Below are 22,903 nucleotides of genomic sequence, written 5' to 3'. Positions count from 1 at the left end.
ATGGTTTCAGCCTTGCGTTCGTACTTCTCCGCGGGGCTGGTCGTCACCACCGCCGGACTCATCGCCGTCGCTCCGGCAGCGCCCGCGATTCCGCAGCTGCCCACGGTTCAACTGGACACGCAGCTGACCGCCGGTGAGTCATGGTTGAACGTTCCGCTGAACCTGTTCCAGGCGTTGGTCAATATTCCGGCTAACGAGATCCACGGGCTGGACACGCTGGCAAAGTCGCTGTTCTACAGCGGCCCCTGGATGGCTGGAAGTCCCACCAACGCCTGGGGCGAGGACCCCGGCGACATGGGGCACTTCGAGGGCATCCTTCAGATGATGTTCCCGTTCCCGTTGATCTCCGGCGCCGGTCACGAGGGGGACCGGCTGTTCCCCGGCCTCGGACAGCAGCTGTCGATGTTGGCCAATGTTCAGATTCCGATCGACCTGAGCTGTGCGGGTCTGGACTGCCTGCCGGCGATGCCGACCAGCCCGATCACCGGATTCACCTGGATCGACCAGACCTTGTGGAGCTTGCTGATTGCCACTGGCCTGCAGAAGTTCCCGCTGATCGAGAACTGGTTCCAGATCCCGTTCTCGGACATGACGGACGGCAACCAGTTCTACTTCGACCCCAATGGGCCAGGCATGGTCAACATCGGGTACGCCAACGACATGTACTACTGGCAGGGCACCCGCACCCTGGAAGAACTGGGGTTGAACCCCGAGGACTACCCCAATATCGACCCGGACGCCCCGCTGATGCCCTGGGCGGGCAGCTACTACGCGATGGACTTCACCACGCCGTTCACCAACTTCTTCGACAGCCTGCTGCAGCCGTTCGACGCCGATAAGTTCGACCTTCCCGACCCGATCGAATTCGCGCGTGTGCTGCAATCGTTTATCGCCTCGTCCTTGCTGGCGTTCAACCCGTTCATCCCGGGTAGCCCGCTATGCCCCGGACCGTGCCTGCTTCCCGAGCCCGGCGGCAACATCTTCAACCCCGAGGACTGGAACACGCCCAGCTACTACTGGCTGGTCAAGATCATGGACGACCTGTGGCCGGGCAACCCCGTCATCGGTGAATGGATGGACGCCTACGACGAGGGCACCGCTAACGTCTCCAACCCGGAGATGATCGAGACGCAGGCGTGGTTGTGGCGCTTGGGCACTGTGCTGCTCGACATCAAGAACCCGCTGCCGCCGGACCCGGTCATCGACACCACCGGCTTCTTGCCGACGCCCGAGCAGCTCCAGGCCTTCTTCGGCGACTACTGGTACAACATCTTCGACAACATCGGGATCATCGGGCCCTTCGACATCCAGGGTCTCTGGGACGCGATCTTCGACGTCACCCCGGCGGCGTAGCCGTCCTCAACGGCCTGACTTCGGCGTCCCACGTGCCGGCCCGTCCGGCGCGTGGGATCGTCGGCCAGGCCAGCCTGTCACGACGAGCGTCGAAACCGTTGGGGCCCACGACATCCGGACGAGGGTAAGGCGTTCGGGCATCGCCCGGCGTCGTGCCTGTGTTATGTGTCCAGGACGCCGATGAGGCCCGACAGATCCGGGAGGTAGGGGTACAGACTCGGCAGCTCGCTGTCTGGCAGCATGCCCAGATCGACTTGGGCGGCGATCCAACCTTGCTCGAAACCGAGTTGCAGATTCTGCGACACGACGTCCCAATCGATTCCCGGCATGCTCCACGACACCGGCGTGAGAACATCGGCCGGATCTGAGCGGTCGTAGCCCAGATCGATGAGCACCCGCAGGGCGGGCTGCACCAAATCCGCCATCGCCGGCCCGAACACCGGGAACGCACGGATCCCATCGAGCAGCGGCAGATTCTGGGTGGGAATCAGGAAGTAGTCGGTGTTGACGCCGTCCGACGATGTCGGGAGCTTCACCGCGTCTTGGATCGCGTTCGGGTCGAAGGTCGTCGGCCACCCGGGCAGCAGCGCCGGGTGCAGGTAGACGTAGCCGGCCATGGCGTTGGCGAGCGCGAGGAAGTTGAGCGGATATTTCGGGAAGTCCGTCGCTCCGCTGTACTCGATGTTGTAGATGTCCGTGTGGTAGACACCGTCCGCGGGCGCCACCGCCATGTCCGAATCGAAGCGGGTGAAGAAGCCGCCGTTGGGGCTGTTCAGGCTTTCCAACAGAACAAAGCGCAGGGTGTCCGGATCGGGCTGCTCGCCGGGCGGAAGGCTTAAGAGGTTGACCAACTCCTGGGTGGCCACCGCAGCGCTCATCGAGTAGCCCCACACGGCGATGTTGTCGCCCTCGGCCAAGTGCGCCAGCAGTGCCTGGTGCAGATCGTCGACGCCCTGGGTCAGTCCCGGTCCGTAATCGGTCTCCGGCGTCGTCACGCCGACGGGGGTATATCCCGGAAACGTCGGCTGCCCGTCAAACGGGTGTTCGGGATCGAGGAAGCCGGCAATGACCTGGTCGATGTAGGACTGCACCGGCGTCGGTTGAAAGGCCGATCCCATGATCAGCGCGGTGTTCTCACCGAAGGCGAACCCTGCGCTGAGCACAGCGGTCATCCCCATCAGGCCGGCGCAGCCCCCCGCCACGAATCCGGCCGTCAACCATCGATTGCTTGTATGCGTCATCGATTCCCCCATTTATCCCCGACACATGCTCGTGTCAGCGTACACAGGAACTCGCCCCAGCGCGCGCCGAGGCAGCGAATATTTTCCGGACGCCGCCGCCAGCCGGATTGCGTTTGCTGGTTCCCGGCTCAGCGGGGGATAAGGTAGGCGCGTGGCTTTACCAGCTCCGGGCGCCGACCGTGCAGCGATTGTCACCGGCGCGTCGTCGGGAATCGGTGTGGCCTTGGCATGCGAACTCGCCCGGCGCGGCCACTAGCTGATTCTGGTGGCGCGCAGCGCCGATCGGCTGCGAGCGCTGGCCACCCAGCTCAGTTCCTCGGGGCTGGGGCCGGCCCACGTTCTGCCCACCGACCTGTCCAACCCCGCCGAGCGTGCTGCCCTGCCCGACCGGGTCGCCGACTTGGGCCTGGTCCCCGACGTGTTGGTCAACAATGCCGGCGTAGCGCTGGTCGCGTTGGCCGCTGCGGCGGAACCGGAACGGCAACTGGGCCTGATCGAACTCGATGTGGCCGCGGTGGTCGACCTGTGCACCCGCTTCCTACCGGGCATGGTGGCGCGGGGCCGCGGAGCCGTCCTGAACGTGTCATCGGTCGCCGGGTTCGGCCCGCTCCCAGGCCAGGCCAGTTACGGCGCCGCCAAAGCATTCGTGGCGTCCTATACCGAGAGTCTGCGTAGCGAACTGCGAGGCACCGGCGTCGTCGTCACTGCATTGTGCCCGGGGCCGGTGGACACCGGACTGGACCTCGTCGCCGGATTCCGGCCAGGAGAGCGCAAGCGGGTGCTGCCGGCTGTGATGTGGAAGCCGGTGGACAAGGTTGCCCGAGCTGCCATCGACGGCTTGGCCGCAGACAAGGGCAGGGTGACGCCGGGCTGGGCAAACCAGCTGCTGGTGGACGCATACCGGGTGCTGCCGCACGGCCCGCTGCTACCGTTGCTGGCGCGGCGCACGCCGCTATCGACGCGCAAAGCAGGTACCGGGAAAGGCGGGTTATCGTCGAAGGCAACGAAGAGCGGGTCGCCGGACAGGGGGAGCGGTGTCGTGCTTGAGGTGATCGACAAGGGCTGCGTCAGCGACGCCCATCCGGTTCCCTTGCTGTTCGTCCACGGCGCGTGGCATGCCGCATGGTGCTGGGATGAGAATTTTCTCGGATACTTCGCCGACCTGGGCTACCGGGCGCTGGCGCTCAGCTTCCGCGGCCATGGCGGCAGTCCCACCGACAAACCGTTGCGTACCTGCAGCGTCGAAGACTATGTCCAAGACGTTCGCTCGGTCGCCGACGAATTGCCGGTGCCTCCGGTGGTGATTGGCCATTCGATGGGCGGGCTGATCGTGCAGAAGTACCTTGAGAGCCGGCCGGCGCCCGCCGGGGTCTTGATGGCGTCGATTCCGCCGCAGGGTAACTTCGGCTCCAGCCTGCGCTGGCTGCGCCACCGCCCGTGGCACGCAGTCAAGATGGCGGTCACCGGAAAGTCCCTGCCCTACATCAACACCCCCGAACTGGCCCGGGAGAAGTTCTTCTCCGAGGCCACTCCCGAAGACACGGTGCTGGAATGCGCGGCACGGCTACAGGAGGACAGCGCACGCGTCAGCGTTGACTGCCTGGTGCTCAATCTGCCGCACCCCAAGCGGGTGACCACGCCGCTGCTGGTGTTGGGTGCCGAACACGACGGTGCGCACACCTGCAAAGAGGTACGGTCCACTGCGCGTGCCTACGGCAGCGAAGCCGAGTTCTTTCCGGGCATGGGCCACAACATGATGCTCGAGCCGGGCTGGGAGACCGTCGCCGAGCGCATCCACACCTGGCTCGGCTCCCGCGGCCTTTAGCTCCTACGCGTACGGACCTGACCGGCCCGCCGCTCAGTCCTTGGTGAAGTGGTACAGGCGGTAGACGAACTCGCCGTTCTTGAGCGCGCCGTTGAAGGTCCAGTCGGTTGCGGCGCTGGCGAAGCGGGCCAGACCGCCGTGGTGGGCGATCATGTCCTGCTTGCGGGCCAAGTTCTTCTCATTTCCGCGCAACACGTCCATGCTGATGTCCTCCTGCGACACCAGGCGCAATCCCGTGTCGGCCAGCTCGGCATCCCAGCGGGCCAGCTCACTGCGGCGGCGGAAATCGGTGTACAGGAAGTGCCCACCCGGGGCCAGCACCCGTGCCGTGCCGTTGAAGAATTTGGCCGGGTGCGGGTACAGGTGCGACGCCTCTACTTGGAACACCACGTCGAACGAGCCGTCCTCGAAGGGCAGGTTCTCGGCGTCGCCCTGGACGAAGTCCATCCCGGGCAGCTGGTGGCGCTGCCGGCAGAACTCGATGGCAGTCTCATTGAGGTCCAAGCCGGTGTAGGAGGCGGGCTTGAAGGTGCGGGCCACATAGGACGCACCGCCCCCGTGACCGCAGCTCACCTCGAGCACCTTCTTGCCGGCCAGATCAGCCTGGGCGGCGGTGCGGTGGTACTGCTGGATGAAGAACCGGTTGGGCTCGTCCGAGGCTTCCAGCGGCACCGCCATCGGCGGGTCCTCTTCGTAGCCGTAGTTGAGGAACAACCAGTCGTCACCGCTGAGCATCTTGGTCTGGGTCGAGAACCGCTTGGTCACAAACGAGGTGAACAGCAGGTGGTAGACGAACGGGTTCGTCATGACGCGGTGGGATACCGGATTGAAGATCAGGCGGTTCATCGTGACCATCGAAAAAGTATCTCACGATTCGCGTGAGCGCGCCGAGGCCGGGCCTATGGCTGCGGCACCCTCACTCGCGTAATCCGCGCATCAGGATTCGGTCCCACATCCGGTCGGTCAGTAGGGAGCGGGCAAACACCGTGGCCTTGCCGGACAGTCCAACCACGTAGCGCGGCCGGGGATTCTTGGCCCGAACTACGCGCAGGACAGCGCGCGCGACCACGTCGGGTTCGATCATCACTCCGCGCTTGGCCGAGAGCTGACGGGTGTTGTCGGCGTAACGGATCTTGAAGCCGCCGTAGGGGTCATCGGCGGCATAGGACGGACGCGCTTCCTGCTGTGAGGTGACGAACGGCGTCCGCACAGCGGTCGGGTCGAGCAGCACCACACGCACCCCGAACGGCGCCACTTCGGCACGCAGGGAAAGGGATAGCGCCTCCATGCCGTACTTGATCACGTGATAGCCGCCGGCGCCCGGGCTGGCGAAACGCCCACCGGTGCTGCCGATGTTGACGATGACGCCGGACCCGCGCCGCCGCATTCCCGGCAGCACTGCCTGGGCTAAGTGAAGCGTCGCAACCACATTGGTCTCGAAGAGGCTGCGCAGGTCGTCGAGAGCCAATTGCTCGAGCGGACACGTGAGCGGAAATCCTGCGCTGTTGACCAGCACATCTACCGCGCCATGATCGGATTCGATCTCGGCGACGAGCCGATCCGCCGCGGCTTCATCAGTGATGTCGAGCGCGCGGGCGTTCAATCCACGTGCCGCAAGTCGTTGCAGCGCTTCGGGGTTGCGTCCCACCGCGAAGACCCGGTAACCGGCGGCCTGCAACCGATCGGCGGTCGCCTCGCCAATCCCGCTCGTCGCCCCGGTGACCAGCGCTACGGGCTGGGCACTCATCGGGTGCCGATGTTGCCGGACTGTGCGGGCGAGGGGTCCACGCCGGTTTCGGCGGGCACCAACTCGACGGGCAGGTGCTCCAGGCCGCGCATGGTCGCATTAACCAGGTAGCGGTACTCCCCGTCGAGTCGGATCTCTTTGACATGGGGAATCAGTTGCGTCAGTACCCGGCTCACCTCGATGCGGGTCAGGTGGGTGCCCAGGCAGTAGTGAGCCCCGCCACCGAATGCGAGGTGGTCGGTCGGATTGCGGTCCAGGTCGAACGTGTCGGGATCGGGGTAGTGCAGGGGGTCGCGGTTGCCGGCTGCATACAGCACCAATACCCGCGCACCGGCCGGGATGACGTGGTCGCCGACGCGATAGTCGCGGGTGGCGGTTCGGTAGAAGCCTTGAACGGGGGAGACCAGCCGCAGCTGTTCTTCGATCGCCGCGGGAATCAGCTCGGGGTGCTCGCGCAGCCGGGTGTAGACGTCCGGGCGCTGTGCCAGCGTCAGAAACAACCCGGAGATCAGATTTGTCGTGGTTTCGCTGCCGGCGCCGACGAGCATCGACGCGGTCCAGAACACCTCGTCATCGGAGAGGGTGTCGTCACCGCTGGGCGCCGCCAGCATCGAGATCAAGTCATCGCCGGGTGCCTCGCGGCGCGCCTTGATCATCGGGTCAAGGCTGCGGTGCATCGCGATGACCGCCTGACTCGAGCGCATGTTCATCGTCATCCCGCGCAACGACAGCGGCGCGAACGCGGCCTCATTGATGGTGTCGGCCCACTCCAGGAATTGGTGGCGGTCTTCCTGCGGTATCGCCAGCATCATGGTGATCAGCCGGTTCGGCAGGGGTTTGGCTAGGTCGGCCACGATCTCGACGCGTCCACGTTTGATCATCTCGGCGACGAGTTCGTCGGCGGCGCGGTTGATGTTGATCTCCCACGATTTCATCGCGCGGGGGGTGAAGGCCCGGGATACTGACCGGCGCAGCCGAGTGTGCACCGGCGGGTCGCTGGCGTTCATCGTCTGTAGCCGGACCCGGAAGCGGGCTTGGCTCTCCGCCGAGGACAACGCCTCGTCGTCGCGCAACGCCTGGCGGACCTCGTCGTAACCGGGGATGATCCAGATGCCGCGCTTACGGCTGTACCAGACCTTCGGGCCGGACAGCAGCGTGCGATATCCCGGATATGGGTCCCGCATCGTCTCGCGAGCGAACGGGTCGAAGTCGGTCAGCGGTGCCGTTTCGCGTCTGGTCACGGCGTACCGATACGCGGTCGCCCGGTCGCGGACCACGCCGATCAGCCCGTCGGTGCCGATCTTGAGCAGGCTGGCGCGGAAACGAAGCCGGCGCGTCAGTTCCTTCTGATCCATCTAGGCAAGCCCCTCGTCACGATCGTCGGGTTTGGAGCCCGATTGGGCCGCGATTGGCCGTAGGCGCCACCCTAACCCGGTTTCCTCCGTCGTCTGAAGGGACGTCGGTCAGCAAAGAAGCGCCGGAGCGCCGGACGTGTGTCCCGATCTGCTCCGGCGCTTCGACGCGGCGTCCTCAGTCTTTGACGAGGTCGAAAATGCGGTAGGTGATCTCCCCGCGATCCAGGTCGCGGTAGAACAGCGACCCCTCCACCACGGCGAACTCCCGGGCGAAGCGGCGCAGGAAGAATGGCATCCGCTCGTTGATCAGATCGTTGGAGCGCGGCGAGTTGGCTGCCAGGCCACGAACGACCTCACGGCTGATGTCACGTTCGTTGATCAGCCGCAGCGGCGGGGTGGCCAGGGTCTGCTGCCAGGACTCGATGTCCTCTTTGGCGCGGAAGTCGGTGTGCAGGAAGTGCCCGCCAGGACGCAGCACCCGGCCCACCTCACGGACGAACTGCGCGAAGTCGGGGTAGATGTGCGAGGCCTCGACGTTGACCACCGCGTCGAACGTGTTGTCCGGGAACGGCAGGTTCAGTGCGTCACCCTGCACGAAGTCCAAGCCAGGCACCTGGTGGCGTTTCTGGCAGAAGGCGACGCCGTCAGGGTTGAAGTCCAGGCCGGTGTAGGAGGCCGGCTTGAGGGTGCGTGCCAGGAAGGACGCGCCGCCGCCGTGGCCGGAGCTGACTTCGAGCACCTTCTTGCCTGCCAGGTCGATCTGGGTGGCGGTCTGGTGATAGAGCTGGATCGAGTACCGGTTGGGTTCGTCGGCCTCATCGAGCTTCAGGCCCAGCGGCGGGTCCTGCTCGTAGCCCCAGTTGAGGAAGACGACGTCGTCATGCCCCATCCGCTTGGTCATGAACGGGTACCAGTACTTGAAGGCCTTTTTGTACAGCGGCATCGCCGAGATGCGGTACACCAGATCGGCACCGACTTTTTCCAAGGTCTCAGATGGGGAACGCACCATACCGAAAGTATGGCACAGGTCAGTGTCCGCGCTATCCGACGGTGACCGGGGCCGGAGCCTGCGTGCGGCGCGGTTCACCGCGGTAGCGTGACGGCGCCCCGTCGATCTTGCAGACGCGCCACATCAGACGTCCCGCAGGAGACATCAAACCGATGTCCTCGCAGAGCATCCGGATGTCGGCGAAGGTGTCTTGCAGAGCCCGCCTCAACTCGGGTGAACCGGCCCGCAGCTGCCTACGCACCGATCGGGGGACATCGAAGTACCGGAAGAAGCGGCCCGGCAGCACCACCATCGGTTTTGCCAGCAGCCGCATCACGAATGGGACGTACAGCGACATCCAAAACCGGTTGATCCGCCACACATGGGGAACACGCTTGCGCAGGTAGGTGTGGGCGAACGAGATGTGACGCGCCTCTTCGGCGACGTGGATGGCCATGACCTTCTTCACCACGGGATGGCCTGCCTCTGCCTCCCGCAGCGCGTTGGTCTGGATCACGTCGACCGGTACCTCGCCAGCCAGGACACCGAAGAAGAACACGTTGGGAAACGGCCCGGCGTACAGCGGCATCAGCGGCGAGAGAAGGCGCATCCACCACTGCATGCCCGGAACATCGAAGCCGATCCGATTCACCAGCTCCTGAAACATCAGGACGTGGTTGCACTCTTCGACGGTCTCGTGCATGCAGTAGCGATGTTCAGGGGAGCCGTTGGGCACCCGTGAGGCGTACTGCACCAGACCCCGGATCAGCATGCTCTCGAACTGCAGGGTGACCTTCGCGATGTTGGCCTGTCGCCACATTCCGATGGCGATCTGCTTCTCCAACGGCTGGCTGCGGTACCAGTCGGTGCGTGCCAGCGGGTCGTCGGTCAACACCCACCGTGGGTCGTCGGCGACGATGGCGTGCTCGGGTGCGTCCCAATCGATGTCGGTGAAGGGATCGAAGCGGCGTCGCACCGAGCTCGCCGACAAACTCGCCAGCGCCGCCGAATATTCGGCGTCATCGGCGACATCCATGTTTCGCCGGTAGCGACCCACTGCGCGAACGACGCCGATCAGCACCGAACAGGCAACCAGCAGTGCGGCCGCCGTCCCCAAAATGTCCATCCACATCGCCATTGGCGAACACTCTCCCCGTAAGTGCGTCCGGGTGCCCGCAGGCGCCGCGGCTTGGCCAATCGTAGCGTGGAGATTGGCAAATCATTAAGGCGAGGCGCCACACTTCGGTGTGATTGCCGCCATCTCGCGACCGAGCAGCGGCCATTAGTTTATATTCAGGCGTGGCTTAGCCTTTGTCCCACTGACCTGCGCGCACAGCGCCACAGTAGGGCATTGCGGTAGCGTGTTCACCTTATGGGGACCCAGCAATACCCGGACTATCAAGCCGTCATCGTGGGCGCGGGCTTCGGCGGCATAGGTGCGGCCATCCAACTCAACAAGCTGGGCTACGACAACATCGTGATCGTCGACCGCCTGGACGGGCTCGGCGGAACATGGCGGGTCAACCACTACCCGGGGCTCTCCGTCGACCAGCCCTCTACTACTTATTCCTACTGGTTCGAACCCAACCCCTACTGGTCGCGGCTGTTTGCCCCCGGCAACGAGGTCCAGGCCTACGCCGAGCATGTGGCGGACAAGTACGACGTGACGCGCTTCATGCGCTTCAACACCACGGTTGACGGCGCCCAGTGGGATGAAGACGCGAAGCTGTGGCGGACGTCGCTGGCCGGCGGTGAGACGCTGACCTCACAGTTCCTCATCGTCGCCACCGGCTTCCTGTGCCAGCCGAAGATTCCCGACATCCCCGGCATCGACACGTTCGCCGGCCATATCGTGCACACCGCGGAGTGGGACCACGACTATTCGATGGCGGGCCGCCGGGCGGCGGTCATCGGAACCGGCTCCACCGGGATCCAGGTGATCCCCGAGCTGGCCAACGAGGTCGCCGATCTGACGGTCTATCAGCGCACCCCGATCCTGGTGACGCCCAAGTCCGACGTGGTGTTCCCGCCGGTGGTGCAACGGATGTTCGCCCGGGTGCCGTTCACCCAGCGCATTGTCCGGTGGCTCACCGACAACACCACGGACTTCATGATGGTGCTGACGATGTGGCGCTACCGGCGCTTCAAGTTCCTCAACAAGGCGATGGCGGCCCAGTCCGCACGGCATCGGCGGCGCTCGGTGCGGGATCCCGAGCTCGCCCGCAAGATGGCGCCCGACTTCGACTTCGGCTGCAAGCGTCCGTCGATCTCCAACAATTACTACCCGACATTCGCCAAGCCGAATGTGCACCTGGTGACCGAGGGAATCGAGCGGATCGAACCCGACGGCATCGTGGCGCGGGACGGCACGAAGCGCGAGATCGACACCCTGGTGCTGGCGACGGGATACGACGTCTGGGAGGGCAACCTGCCGGCGATCGAGGTAATCGGTCGCGGCGGTCGCAACCTGGGCAAGTGGTGGCGTGAGACGCGTTTCCAGGCATACCAGGGCATGACCGCCCCGCAGTTCCCGAACTTCATCAACATGGCCAGCCCGTTCTCCTGGGTCGGGTTGTCCTGGTTCAACACCGTGGAGTATCAGACCCGGCACATGAACCGGCTGTTCGGTGAGGTGCAGCGGCGCCAAGCGCAGACGTTCGAAGTCACCGAGGAGGCCAACGCCCGGTTCTACGAGCGGATGATGGGCCTGCTGGACAGCTCGGTATTCCACCTCGGCAACTGCGCGACATCGAATTCCTATTGGTTCAACCAGACCACCGGGGAGGCGCCGCTGTTCCGGCCCACCTCGGTGCGCAGCGCTGTGAAGGAGCAGGACCACTTCCCACTCTCGGACTATCTGATCGGATAGCTTCCGCTGCTACGGTCCTGAACAGGGGGTTACAGTGATCGTTTGGGCACATTGTCAGGTGAGGGGCCTGGGGCAGTGACGCGTACACACCACCCGAGCCACGAGCGGTCGGCCGCGGCCGCCTTCGTTCGCCGATTCGCGTGGCCGATCATCCTGGGCTGGGTGGCCCTCACCGCGTTGGTGAGCGTCGCGGTGCCGCCGCTGGAACAGGTCGCCAAAGAACACCCGGTGTCGTTGAGCGCCAAAGACTCACCGTCCATCCAGGCGATGGCCCGGCTCGGGCACGACTTCGCGGAGTCCAACACCGACAGCGCGGCGATGATTGTCATCGAAGGCGACGAGCCCCTCGGCGATGCCGCGCACCACTACTACAACGAGCTGATCGCCCAGCTCAATGCCGATACCACGCACGTTCAGCACATCCAGGACTTCTGGGGCGATCCGCTGACCGCGGGGGGCGCCCAAAGTTCCGACGGCAAGGCCGCCTTGGTGCAGCTGAACCTCGCCGGAAACCAGGGTGAGGCGCTGGCCAACGACTCGGTCGAGGCGGTCCGCGACATCGTGGCGCGCACACCGGCGCCCGAGGGGGTCCGGGCCTACGTCACCGGCCCGGCGCCGATGGTCACCGACATGAACTCCAGCGGCGACCGAGCGGTGCTCAAGATCCTGGTGGCCACCGTCTCGGTGATCTCGCTGATGCTGCTGTTGCTCTACCGATCGTTCAGCACGGTCGCGTTGCTGCTGGCCGTGGTCGGGGTAGAACTGGCGGCGGCACGGGGAATCGTGGCCTTCCTGGGCCACTACGACCTGATCGGGCTGTCCACCTTCGCGATCAACATCCTGGTGACGTTGGCGATCGCCGCCGGCACCGACTACGGCATCTTCTTCATCGGCCGCTACCACGAGGCCCGCCATGCCGGCGAGGACCCGGAGACGGCCTACTTCACCACCTATCGCGGTGTCGCCCATGTGGTGCTGGCCTCCGGCCTGACCATCGCCGGCGCCACCTTCTGCCTGAGCTTCACCCGGTTGCCGGTGTTTCAAACCATGGGCGTGCCCTGTGCAGTCGGCATGCTGGTCGCGGTGGCGATCGCGCTGACGCTGGTTCCGGCGGTCCTGGCGGTCGCCACGCGCCGCGGACTGCTCGAACCTCGGCGCAAGATGTCCGACCGCGGCTGGCGCAAAGTGGGCACGGCGATCGTGCGCTGGCCCGGCCCCATCTTCGTGGCCGCCTGCGCGATCGCACTCATCGGACTGCTCGCCCTGCCCGGCTACAAGGTGAGCTACAAGGACCCGTCGTTCATCCCGCAGGACACCCCGGCCAACCTCGGCTGGGCGGCCGCGGCGCGGCACTTCCCGGAATCGCGCCTGCTGCCGGAGGTGCTGCTGATCGAATCCGATCACGACATGCGCAATTCCGCGGACTTCCTGGTGCTCAACAAGCTGGCCAAGAGCGTCTTCGCGGTCGAGGGTGTTGCCATGGTGCAGGGAGTGACCCGGCCAGAGGGCACCCCGCTCGGTCACACCTCGATTCCGTTCCTGCTCAGCATGCAAAGTGCCGGGCAGATGCAGAACCTGGACTTCGTCAAGAGCCGGGTGGCCGACATGCGCCAGCAGGCCAACGATCTCGAGGGCACCATCGCCTCGCTGCAGCGGATGTACGGGCTGATGCAGCAGTTGGGCACCAGCACGCATCACGCGACCGGTGTATCGCAGGAGGCGATGGACCTGGCCCAGCAGGTGCGCGGCGACATCACCGACTTGAACGAGAACTCCAAGTCGCTTCGTGAATCCATTGAGAAGCAACAGAATTGCGCCAGTGATTCGACCTGCTTGTCGCTGCGCGCGGCGTATGCGTCGATGGACGGCACCATGCTGCTCACCGACAAGATCAACGAACTGGCGCCCGACATGAGCAACATCGATGTGGTGACGCCGCAGCTGTTGGAGATGATGCCGGCGCAGATCGCGGCGCTCCGCAGCCTGCAGACGATGATGCTGACGTTGCACAGCACCATGTCGGGGATCATGGCGCAGCTCGAGGAGGTCGGCGGCGACTCGGCCGCGATGGGTCAGGACTTCGACGCGGCGAAGAGCGACGACTCGTTCTACCTGCCTCGCGAGGCCTTCGATAACCCGGACTTCAAACGCGTGGTCCAGCTGTTCCTGTCGCCGGATGGGCACGCGGCGCGCTTTTTCATCACCCACGATGGCTACCCGGCGACTCCGGAGGGCATGGCACGGGTCAACCTGATCAAGAAGGCGGCCACCGAGTCCTTGAAGGGCACTCCGCTGTCGACCGCCAAGGTGTACGTGGCCGGCACCGCCGCGCTCTTCAACGACTTGCAGGGCAGCGCCGACTACGACCTACTGATTGCCGGCATCACCTCGCTGGCAATCATTTTCATCATCATGCTGCTGATCACGCGCAGCTTTATCGCCTCGGTGGTGATCGTCGGGACGGTGTTGGCGTCGCTGGGGGCATCGTTCGGGCTGTCGGTACTGCTGTGGCAGTACATCTTCGGCATCCACCTGCACTGGCTGGTGATGGTGATGTCGGTGATCATCCTGTTGGCGGTGGGCTGTGACTACAACCTGCTCCTGGTCGCGCGGTTCAAAGAGGAGATGGGTGCCGGGCTGAAGACCGGCATCATCCGCACCATGGGCGGCACCGGCAAGGTCGTCACGGCTGCCGGGCTGGTGTTCGCCTTCACCATGGCGTCGATGCTGGTCAGTGATCTGCGGGTGGTGGGCCAGGTGGGCACCACGATCGGACTCGGTCTGTTGTTCGACACGCTGGTGGTGCGCTCGTTCATGATGCCCTCGATGGCGGCGCTACTGGGGCGGTGGTTCTGGTGGCCGCTGAATGTGCGGGAGCACCCCGCGCGGGCGCGGCCAGTGGCTGTGCCGCCCGCCTCGGCCGCCCCAGAAGGCAAGTCCGACGCGAATGACCGCACCTTCGAGGACATGGTTGCCACGGCGTTCCCGGAGCTGTCCGGTGGTCCGGCGAAGCCGTCGGCCGAAGACCGGGCTACCGAGGTGCTGGCCGCGATCCAGCCTCCGGAGGAAGAGGTCGACCACTGAGCTGGTGCTGAACCGGCTCTGGTCAGCGCGCTACCGCGTGGGCTAGATTTAAACGAGTCCTGATTGTAGAAATACTTCGCGGGTCTGACGCGGTGGTCAACGGCGCCCGCCGGCGGGCCGGAGGGGAGAGGCCATACATGTCCGATCAAGCCCTTTCGGCCGCCTTGGAGCGGGAGCATCTGCAGATCGACGCCGGAATCAGAGCTTTCCTGGCGGGTCTTGAGGGCGGGAGTGTCGACGCCGACGGCCTGCGCGCGACGCTGGCTGTGCTGCGACGCCACATCTACCTGGAGGAACAGCTGCTGTTCCCGCCGATCAGCACGGGCGCGCACATGATGGCGGTGTTCGGGATGATCCGGGGCCACGGCGAGATCTGGCGCACCATGAACGCTCTCGACGACCTGGCCCGCGCCGGCGCCGACCAGGCCACCCTGCGGGGCGCTTGCTGCCGGCTGCTGGACCAGCTGGCCGACCACAACAAGGTGGAGGAGCCGGTGATCTACCCGGCCGCCGACACCGGGCTGGCGCCGGAAGTGGCTGCAGAGGTGGCCGAATTTTTGGCCGCCGGCCGGATGCCCGAAGGGTGGACCTGCGCACGGGGAGCGGCCTGAGCGGGCATAAAACCAGCGATCAGGCTTCGCCGGCGATGAGCGCCGAAAGGCCGGCGTGATAGGCAGCCAGGCTGTGCCGCCAACCGATGTCGACGGCCCCACCGCTGTCCACGGCGATTTCGGCGCCCACGTGCACATACGGTGCGGGCGGCACCAGCGGGACGATGTCGAGGAAATTCACCACGCGATAGCAGCATTCGATGGCGGCGTCGAACGCGGCCTTGAAGTCGGCCACGCCGACTCGCGGGCCCCCGAACGTGGTCAGCCGCGGCTCGATGGTGTTCGGGGGCATCCCGTGCGCGACATCGGGAGCGGCCAGCACGGCCAAGGCGCCCCCGAGGCTGTGCCCAGTGATGAGGATCTGACTGCACCCGGCGGTCGTGGTGGGCAGGTTGGTGGCGATGGAGGCACGGACACAGCCGTAGACGTCCTGGAAGCCGGCATGCACCTGGCCGAAACCCGCCACCGGCGAATACGGTGCCGGGAAGAAGTCGAAATCGGCGATCCAGTCCGCCACATCGGAGCTGCCACGAAATGCGATGAACGCAGTGCCGCTGGTGATGTCGCGGCCCATCAACCCAAAGATGTTGGTGTCCTTGGCCATCGCCGTCGCAGGATGCTGCTCGGGCAGCGCCGCCAAGTATGCCTGGTCGGCTTTGATCAGGGCGGTTTGGCTGAACCCGGGCGGCAGCGTGGGCGCAGCTCCGGACATCACGGTGTAGGCCGCCGACGCCAGCGGCAGCACCACATCGCGGGCGTACGACGGGCTGAAAGCCACGTTGAGCAGTGTAGAAGCTCCAGCCCTGCCAGAGCCGCTGTTGGTGGCAGGCTTTAGACTTCTGATTAACGGCATTGAACCGGCAATCACCGGGGAGCCTTCGGAAGAACAGCCGCACCGCCCAGGGATCGGCTCAGTAGAACCGAACGGGACGGCCCGTCACAGCCTTACATCGAGCGGTCGCGCCCCAAGACGGGAGTGCGGCAAGCGGGGTGGTACCGCGGCGCTCGCGCAACCGCGCGGCGTCGTCCCCGGGCCGGGCCCTTGGGAGACGACACACCGTGAGCGAACGCAGCTATCCGAAGCCGACCGCCGGCGCCCCCGACTTCCCGGCGGCTGAAGCCGCCGTCCTGGACTACTGGGCCGCCGACGACACCTTCCGGGCCAGCATCGCCCGCCGCGACGGCGCGCAAGAATACGTCTTCTACGACGGGCCACCGTTTGCCAACGGCCTGCCGCACTACGGGCATCTGCTGACCGGCTACGTCAAGGACATCGTGCCGCGCTACCGCACCATGCGTGGCTACAAGGTGGAGCGCCGGTTCGGCTGGGACACCCACGGGCTGCCGGCCGAGCTGGAGGTGGAGCGCCAGCTCGGCATCACCGACAAGTCGCAGATCGACGCCATGGGCATCGCCGCGTTCAACCAGGCATGCCGGGATTCGGTGCTGCGCTACACCTCCGAGTGGCAGGCCTATGTCACCCGCCAGGCCCGCTGGGTGGACTTCGACAACGACTACAAGACCCTCGACCTGCCGTTCATGGAGTCGGTGCTGTGGGCGTTCAAGCAGCTCTGGGACAAGGGCCTGGCTTACGAGGGCTACCGGGTGCTGCCGTACTGCTGGCGCGACGAGACCCCGCTGTCCAACCATGAGCTGCGGATGGACGACGACGTCTACAAGAGCCGCCAAGACCCGGCGCTGACCGTCGGGTTCCGGATTGTCGGCGGGGGACCGGCCGCTGAGCTCGAGGGTGCTCACCTGTTGGTGTGGACCACCACCCCGTGGACATTGCCGTCCAACCAAGCGGTGGCGGTCAACCCCGATGTGACCTATGTGCTGGTCGCGGCCGGCGAGCGGCGATACCTGCTCGCCGAGGCGCGGCTGGGTGCCTACGCACGCGAGCTGGGCCTGGGCGAGGGCGACCAGGCGCAGGTGCTGGGCAGCTACCGCGGCTCGGAGCTGCTCGATGTGCGCTATGCGCCGCCGTTCCCGTATTTCATGGATTCGGCGAACGCCTTCCGAGTGCTGGCCGCCGATTTCGTGTCCACCGAGGACGGCACCGGGATCGTGCACCTGGCGCCCGCCTACGGCGAGGACGACAAGAACACCACCGACCCGGCCGGAATCATCCCGGTCACTCCGGTGGACGCCAAGGGCCGCTTCGACGTCACTGTGCCGGACTATGTCGGCCAGCATGTCTTCGACGCGAACAAGGCGATCATCGCCGATCTGAAGAACGGCACCGGGCCGGCCGCTGCCAACGGCGCGGTGTTGGTGCGCCACGAGACCTACGAGCACCCGTACCCGCACTGCTGGCGCTGCCGTAACCCGCTGATCTACAAGGCGGTGTCGTCGTGGTTCGTCCGGGTCACCGAGTTCCGGGACCGAATGGTCGAACTCAATGAAGAGATCACCTGGTATCCCGAGCACATCAAGGATGGGATCTTCGGCAACTGGCTGCGCGGCGCGCGCGACTGGTCGATCTCCCGAAACCGCTACTGGGGCACGCCGATTCCGGTGTGGAAATCCGACGATCCGGCCTATCCGCGAATCGACGTCTACGGCAGCCTCGATGAGCTGGAACGCGACTTCGGGGTGCGGCCGGACAACCTGCATCGCCCCTACATCGACGAGCTGACCCGGCCCAACCCCGACGACCCGACCGGCCGGTCGATGATGCGGCGCATCCCCGACGTGCTCGATGTCTGGTTCGACTCCGGCTCGATGCCCTATGCCCAGGTGCATTATCCGTTCGAGAACTCTGAATGGTTCGACGGCGGGGGAGGGCAGGTTGCCCATTACCCGGGCGACTTCATCGTCGAATACATCGGCCAGACCCGCGGCTGGTTCTACATGATGCATGTGCTGGCAACCGCGCTGTTCGACCGTCCGGCATTCAAAACCTGTGTGGCACACGGCATCGTGCTGGGCAGTGACGGGCAGAAGATGAGCAAGTCGTTGCGCAACTACCCGGATGTGAGCGAGGTGTTCGACCGCGACGGCTCCGACGCGATGCGTTGGTTCCTGATGGCCTCGCCCATCCTGCGCGGCGGAAACCTGATCGTCACCGAGGCGGGCATCCGCGAGGGCGTACGTCAGGTGATGCTGCCGCTGACCAACGCCTACACCTTCCTGACGCTGTACGCCCCGAAACCCGGTGTCTGGCGCACCGATTCGCGGCATGTACTGGATCGCTACATCCTGGCCAAGCTGGCGTCGCTGCGCGAGGACCTGACCCAGGCCCTGGATGTCTGCGATATCTCCGGCGCCTGTGAGCAATTGCGCCAGTTCACCGAGGCACTGACCAACTGGTATGTGCGGCGGTCCCGGCAGCGGTTCTGGGACGAGGACGCCGACGCGATCGACACGTTGCACACCGTGCTGGAGATCACCGCGCGACTGGCCGCGCCGCTGCTGCCACTGACCACCGAGGTGATCTGGCGCGGTGTCACCGGGGAACGCTCGGTGCACCTGACCGACTGGCCCGAGGCTGCCGATCTGCCCGCCGATGCCGCGCTGGTGGCGGCAATGGATCAGGTCCGCGAGGTCTGTTCGGCGGCGTCGTCGGTGCGCAAAGCGCACCAGCTGCGGGTCCGGTTGCCGCTGCCCAAACTCACCGTCGCCGTCAACGACCCGCAGCGGCTGGCACCGTTCACCGACCTGATCGCCGACGAGCTCAACGTCAAGGCCGTCGAGCTGACCGACGACATCGCGCAATACGGGCGATTCGATCTGGCGGTCAACGCGAAGGTGGCCGGTCCCCGCGTGGGCAAGGATGTCCAGGCCGCCATCAAGGCGGTCAAGGCCGGCGAGGGCGTCGTCAACCCCGACGGCACCCTGAGCGCGGGCCCGGTGGTGTTGCTGGACAGCGAGTACACCTCCAAACTGGTGGCCGCCGACCCGGAATACACCGTGGCGCTGCCCGAAGGCGCCGGCCTGGTGGTGCTCGACAGCGCCGTGACGCCCGAGCTGGAAGCCGAAGGCTGGGCCAAGGATCGGATCCGGGAACTGCAGGAGCTGCGCAAATCCAGCGGCCTTGAGGTCTCCGACCGGATCAGCGTGGTGATCGCGGTGCCCGAGCAGCGGCGGGAATGGGCGCAGAATCACGCCGAGTTGATCGCCGGCGAGATCTTGGCGACCAGTTTCGAATTCGGCGAGCCGGCCGATCCCGTGGAAATCGGGGACGGCGTGCGGGTGTCCATCGACAAGGCTTAAGGGCTCAGCCGCAGAAATTTCCGATCTCGGCCAGGGCCGAGTTTCTCGCGCCGAGATTCTTATCGTCGACGGGGGCCCGTGGACGGTGACTGCGCCGTCAGCTGTTGACAGCTCGATTAGGGCATTTATGCAGTTTGCGGTGGTAAAAAACACCTCCGTCGGCGTGCACAAGCAGTACCGGTGAGACCGGTGAAACGTCGGCGAAACGGCCCTGAACTGCCACGTCGGCGACTTCAGGGCCTGTTCGTCCCCGATTAACCTTCAGGCCATACGAACAGTTGTCTGCGGTTGGTTCTGACCCACCCGAATTGCCAGGAACCTGGCAAGCCGTTGCGTGACGCAACTCGGGTGGGTCCGTTCATTACTTGGCTAGAGGGGCAGGGCATTCATGGATTTCGGGGCACTCCCGCCAGAGGTCAACTCCGCGCGAATGTATGCCGGCCCCGGCTCGGCACCGTTGCTGGCCGCCGCCGCGAACTGGTCGGCGATGGCGACCGAGCTGCACTACACCGCCACGTCGTACGCCTCGGTGATCGCCGACCTCGCGGACTCGGCGTGGCAGGGGCCCTCAGCGGCATCGATGTCGGCAGCGGCCGCCCCGTACGCGGCGTGGCTGAAGGCCACGGCCGTGGGGGCCGAGGAGACGGCGCTGAAGGCGACGGCAGCTGCTGGCGCCTATGAGGCCGCGTACGCCGCGACCGTGCCACCGCCGGTGATCGCGGCCAACCGCGCCCTGCTTGCCTCGCTGGTGGCCACCAACTTCCTCGGACAGAACGCCCCGGCGATTGCGGCGACCGAAGCGCAGTACGGCGAAATGTGGGCGCAGGATGCGGCCGCGATGTACGCCTACGCCGGCTCGTCGGCGACCGCCAGCAAGCTGGAGCCGTTCAACGCCCCGCCGGAGACCACCAACAGCAGCGGCCAGGCCAGTCAGTCAGTGGCGGTCACCAACGCGGCGCAGTCCGCGGCGGCCTCGAATACGCAGTCGAGCCTGTCCGACTTCCTCACGCAGATCCCGAACGCGCTGCAGAACATGATTACGAATCCGCTGACGCCCACCCAGATCGTGGACGACTACCAGGCGATCATCAAGACCCTCACCGGCGTGATCAGCACCGCGAACGGCCCCTACGGTATCAACGCCCTGAGCTCTGCCCGCAGTGTCTACCAGATGGCCATCAGCATCCCGGCGGTGGCCAATGCACTCGGAAATCTGAGCAGCACGCTCAGCCCAAAGCCGATCGTCGGTGCGTTGTCGCCGTTGTTGTCCAGCCCGCTGTTGAGCGGCTCGCACGCCGTTCCGGCGGCGGTGTCGGGGGCCGTGGGCCGGGCCGGTCTGATTGGCTCGTTGTCGGTGCCTTCCAGTTGGGCCAGCGCCGTTCCGGCGGTCAAGACCGCCACAGTGGCGCTGCAGGCCAGCGTGCTCGAGGCCGCCCCGGCACTTGCGGTAAACGGCGAGGGCGTGCTGGCCGGCCAGATGGCGCTGTCAAGCCTGGCTGGGCGGGCGATCGGCACACCGATACGTCAGGCCGCGGGTGCCACCGCCACCCGCGCGATCAGCGCAATCAGTCACGTCACCAACAACCAGACGGGGCCCGATATCGCCACTACCGCCACCGTCATCGTCATCCCGCCGATCGCGAAATAACGAAAGCAGGACGCGTTCATGGTTTTTCAGAGTTTCGCAGCGCAGCCCCCAGAGGTCATCTCAGGCCAGCTGTATTCGGGACCGGGCGCTGACCCGTTGTTCGCCGCGGCGGCGGCCTGGTCGGGGCTGGGCGCCGAGCTGCACGCCGCCGCATCCTCCTACCAAGCGGCACTGGCAAGCCTCAGTGGCGGCTGGCAGGGACCGGCGGCCGCGGCCATGGCGGCCGCAGCCGCACCGTATGTGACGTGGTTGTCGACCACGGCGGCACAGGCCGAGCAGACCGCCGCCCAGGCGTCGGCCGCAGCAGCGGCCTACGAATCGGCCTTCGCGGGAATCGTGCCGCCGCCGGCGATCGCCGCCAACCGCAGCCAGCTGGCCTCGCTGGTGGCGACCAACATTCTCGGGCAGAACACCACCGCGATCGCCGCTGTCGAGGCGGAATACGGCCGGATGTGGGCGCAAGACGTCGCCGCCATGCTCGGGTACGCCGGCGCGTCGGCGGAGGCCACAAATCTGACCTCGTTCACCGCGGCGCCGCGGACCACCAACGGCGACCCGGGAAGCGCGGAGTCCTCCGCTGAACCCGACCTGATCCAGCTGATCACCAAAGAGATCAACTCGTGGACGTCGGGCTATAACACCGGCTGGCAGAACATGATCGACGGCCTCACCGGGACCACCTACACGCATAACTTGTGGGAGAGCCACCTCTCGCTGGCCAACGGTGTCAGCGGCCAGACCGGGTGGGTCAACGCCGTCCATGCCAGTACCAACATGGGGATCACCCAGTTCCGGTCCGGGTACAAGGCAGTGGTCCCGGTGATTCCGAAGTCGGCGCTCGGCGGCCTGCACAGCTCCGGATTGACCGCGGGCGCCGGTCTGAGCAGGGCAGCAGGGGCCGCTGCGGGCAGCGCGATGCGCGTGGGTGCGTTGTCGGTGCCGCCGAACTGGGCCAGTGCCACCTCGGCGATCCAGCTCGCCTCCACCTCGCTGCCGCAGACCGCGTTGGGCGCCGCCCCCGCAGCGGGAACCGTTCCGGGCATGCTCGCCCCGGCAGCGCTGGGCAGTGCGGCCGGCGGCGCATTGGGCGCGCCGGCCACCCGCACGGTGGCCCCGGTCGCCCGTGTGGTGTCGACCAACATCAAGGACCGCGAGGCGCCGGTCCCACTCGACCAGGTGATCGCGCAATTGCAGCAGACGCCGGATGTGGTCCAGCATTGGAACGTCGACCAGGCCGGCCTCGACGAGCTTGTCGCGAAGCTGTCCCTGAAACCGGGCATCCACGCGGTGCACGTCCTCGACGACGAGGACAGTGCCCTCGCGGGATCGCAGTCCGCGCTCGGCTGACGCGGTCCCGGTGCCTCACGACCTCGGCCGCCCCAGGAGGAACCCGATGAAGCTGTTGTTAGTCCCGATCGTCGCCGCTGCCGCGCTCGCCCTCGCCGCGCCCGGGCACGCTGACCCCACTGCGGTGGAGGTCAGCGCCGTCGACAGTACGGAGTTCATCTCGTCGCTTCGGCAGGTCGGGATCGTCTTCGACGACCCGGCTCAAGCCGTGGCCGCCGCCGAAGCGCTCTGCGGCTTGGCGGCCAACGGGGAGACAAGCCTCGAACTGCTCAACGACATCACCGAGGCCAACCCCGACTTGACCGTCGCCGACGCGGCGCGGTTCGCGGCGATCTCGGCGAAAACCTATTGCCCGCACCAGCTCAACAAGGGCGGCGGAGGGTCGAAGTAGCGCTGCGTCATCCTTTGACGGCCAGCCAGCGCTGTTGACCGCCCGCCGTGGCCACCTGTACGTCGCGGAAATCTTTGCTGCGCAAGCGGTCTGGCAGTGCACCGGATGAGGCCGGGTTGGAGGTGTCGCGAAGATGCATCGGCTGGAGCTTCGTCGAGTGCACCCCGTCGCTACCGGCGAAGACCGCGCCGGGGGCAGCAGCCGGTGTACCAGATTCTTCGCCATCGTC

The 22,903-nt window shown here is 66.0% G+C and carries 15 protein-coding genes and 2 pseudogenes; 10 read left to right on the top strand and 7 right to left on the bottom strand.

Translation table 11 applies throughout. The features are described from left to right. Nucleotides 1-1,353: a hypothetical protein gene (locus ACKY0X_RS12020; protein ID WP_409426225.1), complete on the top strand. Its 1,353-nt coding sequence runs from the start codon at nt 1-3 to the stop codon at nt 1,351-1,353. Between the two features lie 161 nt (nt 1,354-1,514). On the opposite strand, the gene ACKY0X_RS12015 is transcribed toward ACKY0X_RS12020, so the two are convergent. Continuing rightward, nucleotides 1,515-2,594: a PE-PPE domain-containing protein gene (locus tag ACKY0X_RS12015; protein WP_409426224.1), complete on the bottom strand. Its 1,080-nt coding sequence runs from the start codon at nt 2,592-2,594 to the stop codon at nt 1,515-1,517. A gap of 151 nt (nt 2,595-2,745) precedes the next feature. Here ACKY0X_RS12015 and ACKY0X_RS12010 point away from each other — a divergent pair. Then, nucleotides 2,746-3,546: pseudogene (locus ACKY0X_RS12010) on the top strand (SDR family NAD(P)-dependent oxidoreductase); the annotation flags it as partial. An 87-nt stretch (nt 3,547-3,633) separates the two neighbouring features. Next, nucleotides 3,634-4,419, top strand: a complete 786-nt coding sequence (locus ACKY0X_RS12005; protein WP_409429604.1) for an alpha/beta hydrolase — start codon at nt 3,634-3,636, stop codon at nt 4,417-4,419. A gap of 33 nt (nt 4,420-4,452) precedes the next feature. Here the strand turns inward: ACKY0X_RS12005 and ACKY0X_RS12000 are convergent, their stop codons facing one another. The 5 genes from ACKY0X_RS12000 to ACKY0X_RS11980 form a co-directional block, all read right to left on the bottom strand. Next, entirely contained in the window at nt 4,453-5,265 is an 813-nt protein-coding gene (locus ACKY0X_RS12000) for a phthiotriol/phenolphthiotriol dimycocerosates methyltransferase (protein ID WP_409429603.1), read from the bottom strand. A gap of 70 nt (nt 5,266-5,335) precedes the next feature. After that, entirely contained in the window at nt 5,336-6,166 is an 831-nt protein-coding gene (locus ACKY0X_RS11995) for an SDR family NAD(P)-dependent oxidoreductase (RefSeq protein WP_409426223.1), read from the bottom strand. Continuing rightward, nucleotides 6,163-7,521: a cytochrome P450 gene (locus tag ACKY0X_RS11990; RefSeq protein WP_409426222.1), complete on the bottom strand. Its 1,359-nt coding sequence runs from the start codon at nt 7,519-7,521 to the stop codon at nt 6,163-6,165. The genes ACKY0X_RS11995 and ACKY0X_RS11990 overlap by 4 nt, the downstream gene beginning before the upstream one ends. Nucleotides 7,522-7,696: 175 nt before the next feature. After that, nucleotides 7,697-8,464: a phthiotriol/phenolphthiotriol dimycocerosates methyltransferase gene (locus ACKY0X_RS11985; RefSeq protein ID WP_065040433.1), complete on the bottom strand. Its 768-nt coding sequence runs from the start codon at nt 8,462-8,464 to the stop codon at nt 7,697-7,699. A 97-nt stretch (nt 8,465-8,561) separates the two neighbouring features. Continuing rightward, nucleotides 8,562-9,635 (bottom strand): AurF N-oxygenase family protein, encoded by a 1,074-nt coding sequence (locus ACKY0X_RS11980; protein ID WP_409426221.1) that lies wholly within the window; start codon nt 9,633-9,635, stop codon nt 8,562-8,564. A 246-nt stretch (nt 9,636-9,881) separates the two neighbouring features. On the opposite strand from ACKY0X_RS11980, the gene ACKY0X_RS11975 reads away from it, so the two are divergent. From ACKY0X_RS11975 to ACKY0X_RS11965, 3 genes and pseudogenes are all read left to right on the top strand, one after another. Next, entirely contained in the window at nt 9,882-11,378 is a 1,497-nt protein-coding gene (locus tag ACKY0X_RS11975; protein WP_409426220.1) for a flavin-containing monooxygenase, read from the top strand. 75 nt (nt 11,379-11,453) lie between these two features. Further along, nucleotides 11,454-14,291: pseudogene (locus ACKY0X_RS11970) on the top strand (RND family transporter); the annotation flags it as partial. Nucleotides 14,292-14,599: 308 nt separating this feature from the next. Continuing rightward, nucleotides 14,600-15,073, top strand: a complete 474-nt coding sequence (locus tag ACKY0X_RS11965; RefSeq protein WP_409426219.1) for a hemerythrin domain-containing protein — start codon at nt 14,600-14,602, stop codon at nt 15,071-15,073. A 19-nt stretch (nt 15,074-15,092) separates the two neighbouring features. Here ACKY0X_RS11965 and ACKY0X_RS11960 read toward each other — a convergent pair whose 3' ends face one another. Continuing rightward, a complete protein-coding gene (locus ACKY0X_RS11960; protein WP_409426218.1) occupies nt 15,093-15,851 on the bottom strand; it encodes a lipase family protein in 759 nt (252 codons plus the stop codon). 281 nt (nt 15,852-16,132) lie between these two features. Here ACKY0X_RS11960 and ileS point away from each other — a divergent pair, with 281 nt between their 5' ends. The 4 genes from ileS (at nt 16,133) to ACKY0X_RS11940 (ending at nt 22,674) form a co-directional block, all read left to right on the top strand. After that, entirely contained in the window at nt 16,133-19,288 is a 3,156-nt protein-coding gene (ileS, locus tag ACKY0X_RS11955; RefSeq protein WP_409426217.1) for an isoleucine--tRNA ligase, read from the top strand. A gap of 388 nt (nt 19,289-19,676) precedes the next feature. After that, the gene (locus ACKY0X_RS11950; RefSeq protein WP_409426216.1) at nt 19,677-20,936 is read left to right on the top strand and encodes a PPE family protein; all 1,260 of its coding nucleotides are present in this window, start codon (nt 19,677-19,679) and stop codon (nt 20,934-20,936) included. Between the two features lie 18 nt (nt 20,937-20,954). Then, entirely contained in the window at nt 20,955-22,283 is a 1,329-nt protein-coding gene (locus ACKY0X_RS11945; protein ID WP_409426215.1) for a PPE family protein, read from the top strand. A 46-nt stretch (nt 22,284-22,329) separates the two neighbouring features. Beyond that, nucleotides 22,330-22,674, top strand: coding sequence for a DUF732 domain-containing protein (locus tag ACKY0X_RS11940; protein WP_409426214.1), 345 nt, complete (start codon nt 22,330-22,332; stop codon nt 22,672-22,674). The last annotated feature ends 229 nt before the right edge of the window (nt 22,675-22,903 follow it).

It is taken from the genome of Mycobacterium sp. SMC-11, from assembly GCF_046250095.1.
In the GTDB taxonomy this organism is placed as follows: domain Bacteria; phylum Actinomycetota; class Actinomycetes; order Mycobacteriales; family Mycobacteriaceae; genus Mycobacterium; species Mycobacterium heraklionense_A.
Note: the sequence above shows the minus strand (reverse complement) of the source record. Positions and strands in the feature narration are given on the sequence as shown.

Bases quoted from the DNA above. Each gene is read 5' to 3' on its own strand.
- ACKY0X_RS12020 (WP_409426225.1), top strand. From the start codon at position 1: ATGGTTTCAGCCTTGCGTTCGTACTTCTCCGCGGGGCTGGTCGTCACC.
- ACKY0X_RS11965 (WP_409426219.1), top strand. From the start codon at position 14,600: ATGTCCGATCAAGCCCTTTCGGCCGCCTTGGAGCGGGAGCATCTGCAG.
- ACKY0X_RS12000 (WP_409429603.1), bottom strand. From the start codon at position 5,265: ATGAACCGCCTGATCTTCAATCCGGTATCCCACCGCGTCATGACGAAC.
- ACKY0X_RS11995 (WP_409426223.1), bottom strand. From the start codon at position 6,166: ATGAGTGCCCAGCCCGTAGCGCTGGTCACCGGGGCGACGAGCGGGATT.
- ACKY0X_RS11950 (WP_409426216.1), top strand. From the start codon at position 19,677: ATGGATTTCGGGGCACTCCCGCCAGAGGTCAACTCCGCGCGAATGTAT.
- ACKY0X_RS11990 (WP_409426222.1), bottom strand. From the start codon at position 7,521: ATGGATCAGAAGGAACTGACGCGCCGGCTTCGTTTCCGCGCCAGCCTG.
- ACKY0X_RS11940 (WP_409426214.1), top strand. From the start codon at position 22,330: ATGAAGCTGTTGTTAGTCCCGATCGTCGCCGCTGCCGCGCTCGCCCTC.
- ACKY0X_RS12015 (WP_409426224.1), bottom strand. From the start codon at position 2,594: ATGACGCATACAAGCAATCGATGGTTGACGGCCGGATTCGTGGCGGGG.
- ACKY0X_RS11945 (WP_409426215.1), top strand. From the start codon at position 20,955: ATGGTTTTTCAGAGTTTCGCAGCGCAGCCCCCAGAGGTCATCTCAGGC.
- ACKY0X_RS11975 (WP_409426220.1), top strand. From the start codon at position 9,882: ATGGGGACCCAGCAATACCCGGACTATCAAGCCGTCATCGTGGGCGCG.
- ACKY0X_RS11980 (WP_409426221.1), bottom strand. From the start codon at position 9,635: ATGGACATTTTGGGGACGGCGGCCGCACTGCTGGTTGCCTGTTCGGTG.
- ACKY0X_RS11985 (WP_065040433.1), bottom strand. From the start codon at position 8,464: ATGCCGCTGTACAAAAAGGCCTTCAAGTACTGGTACCCGTTCATGACC.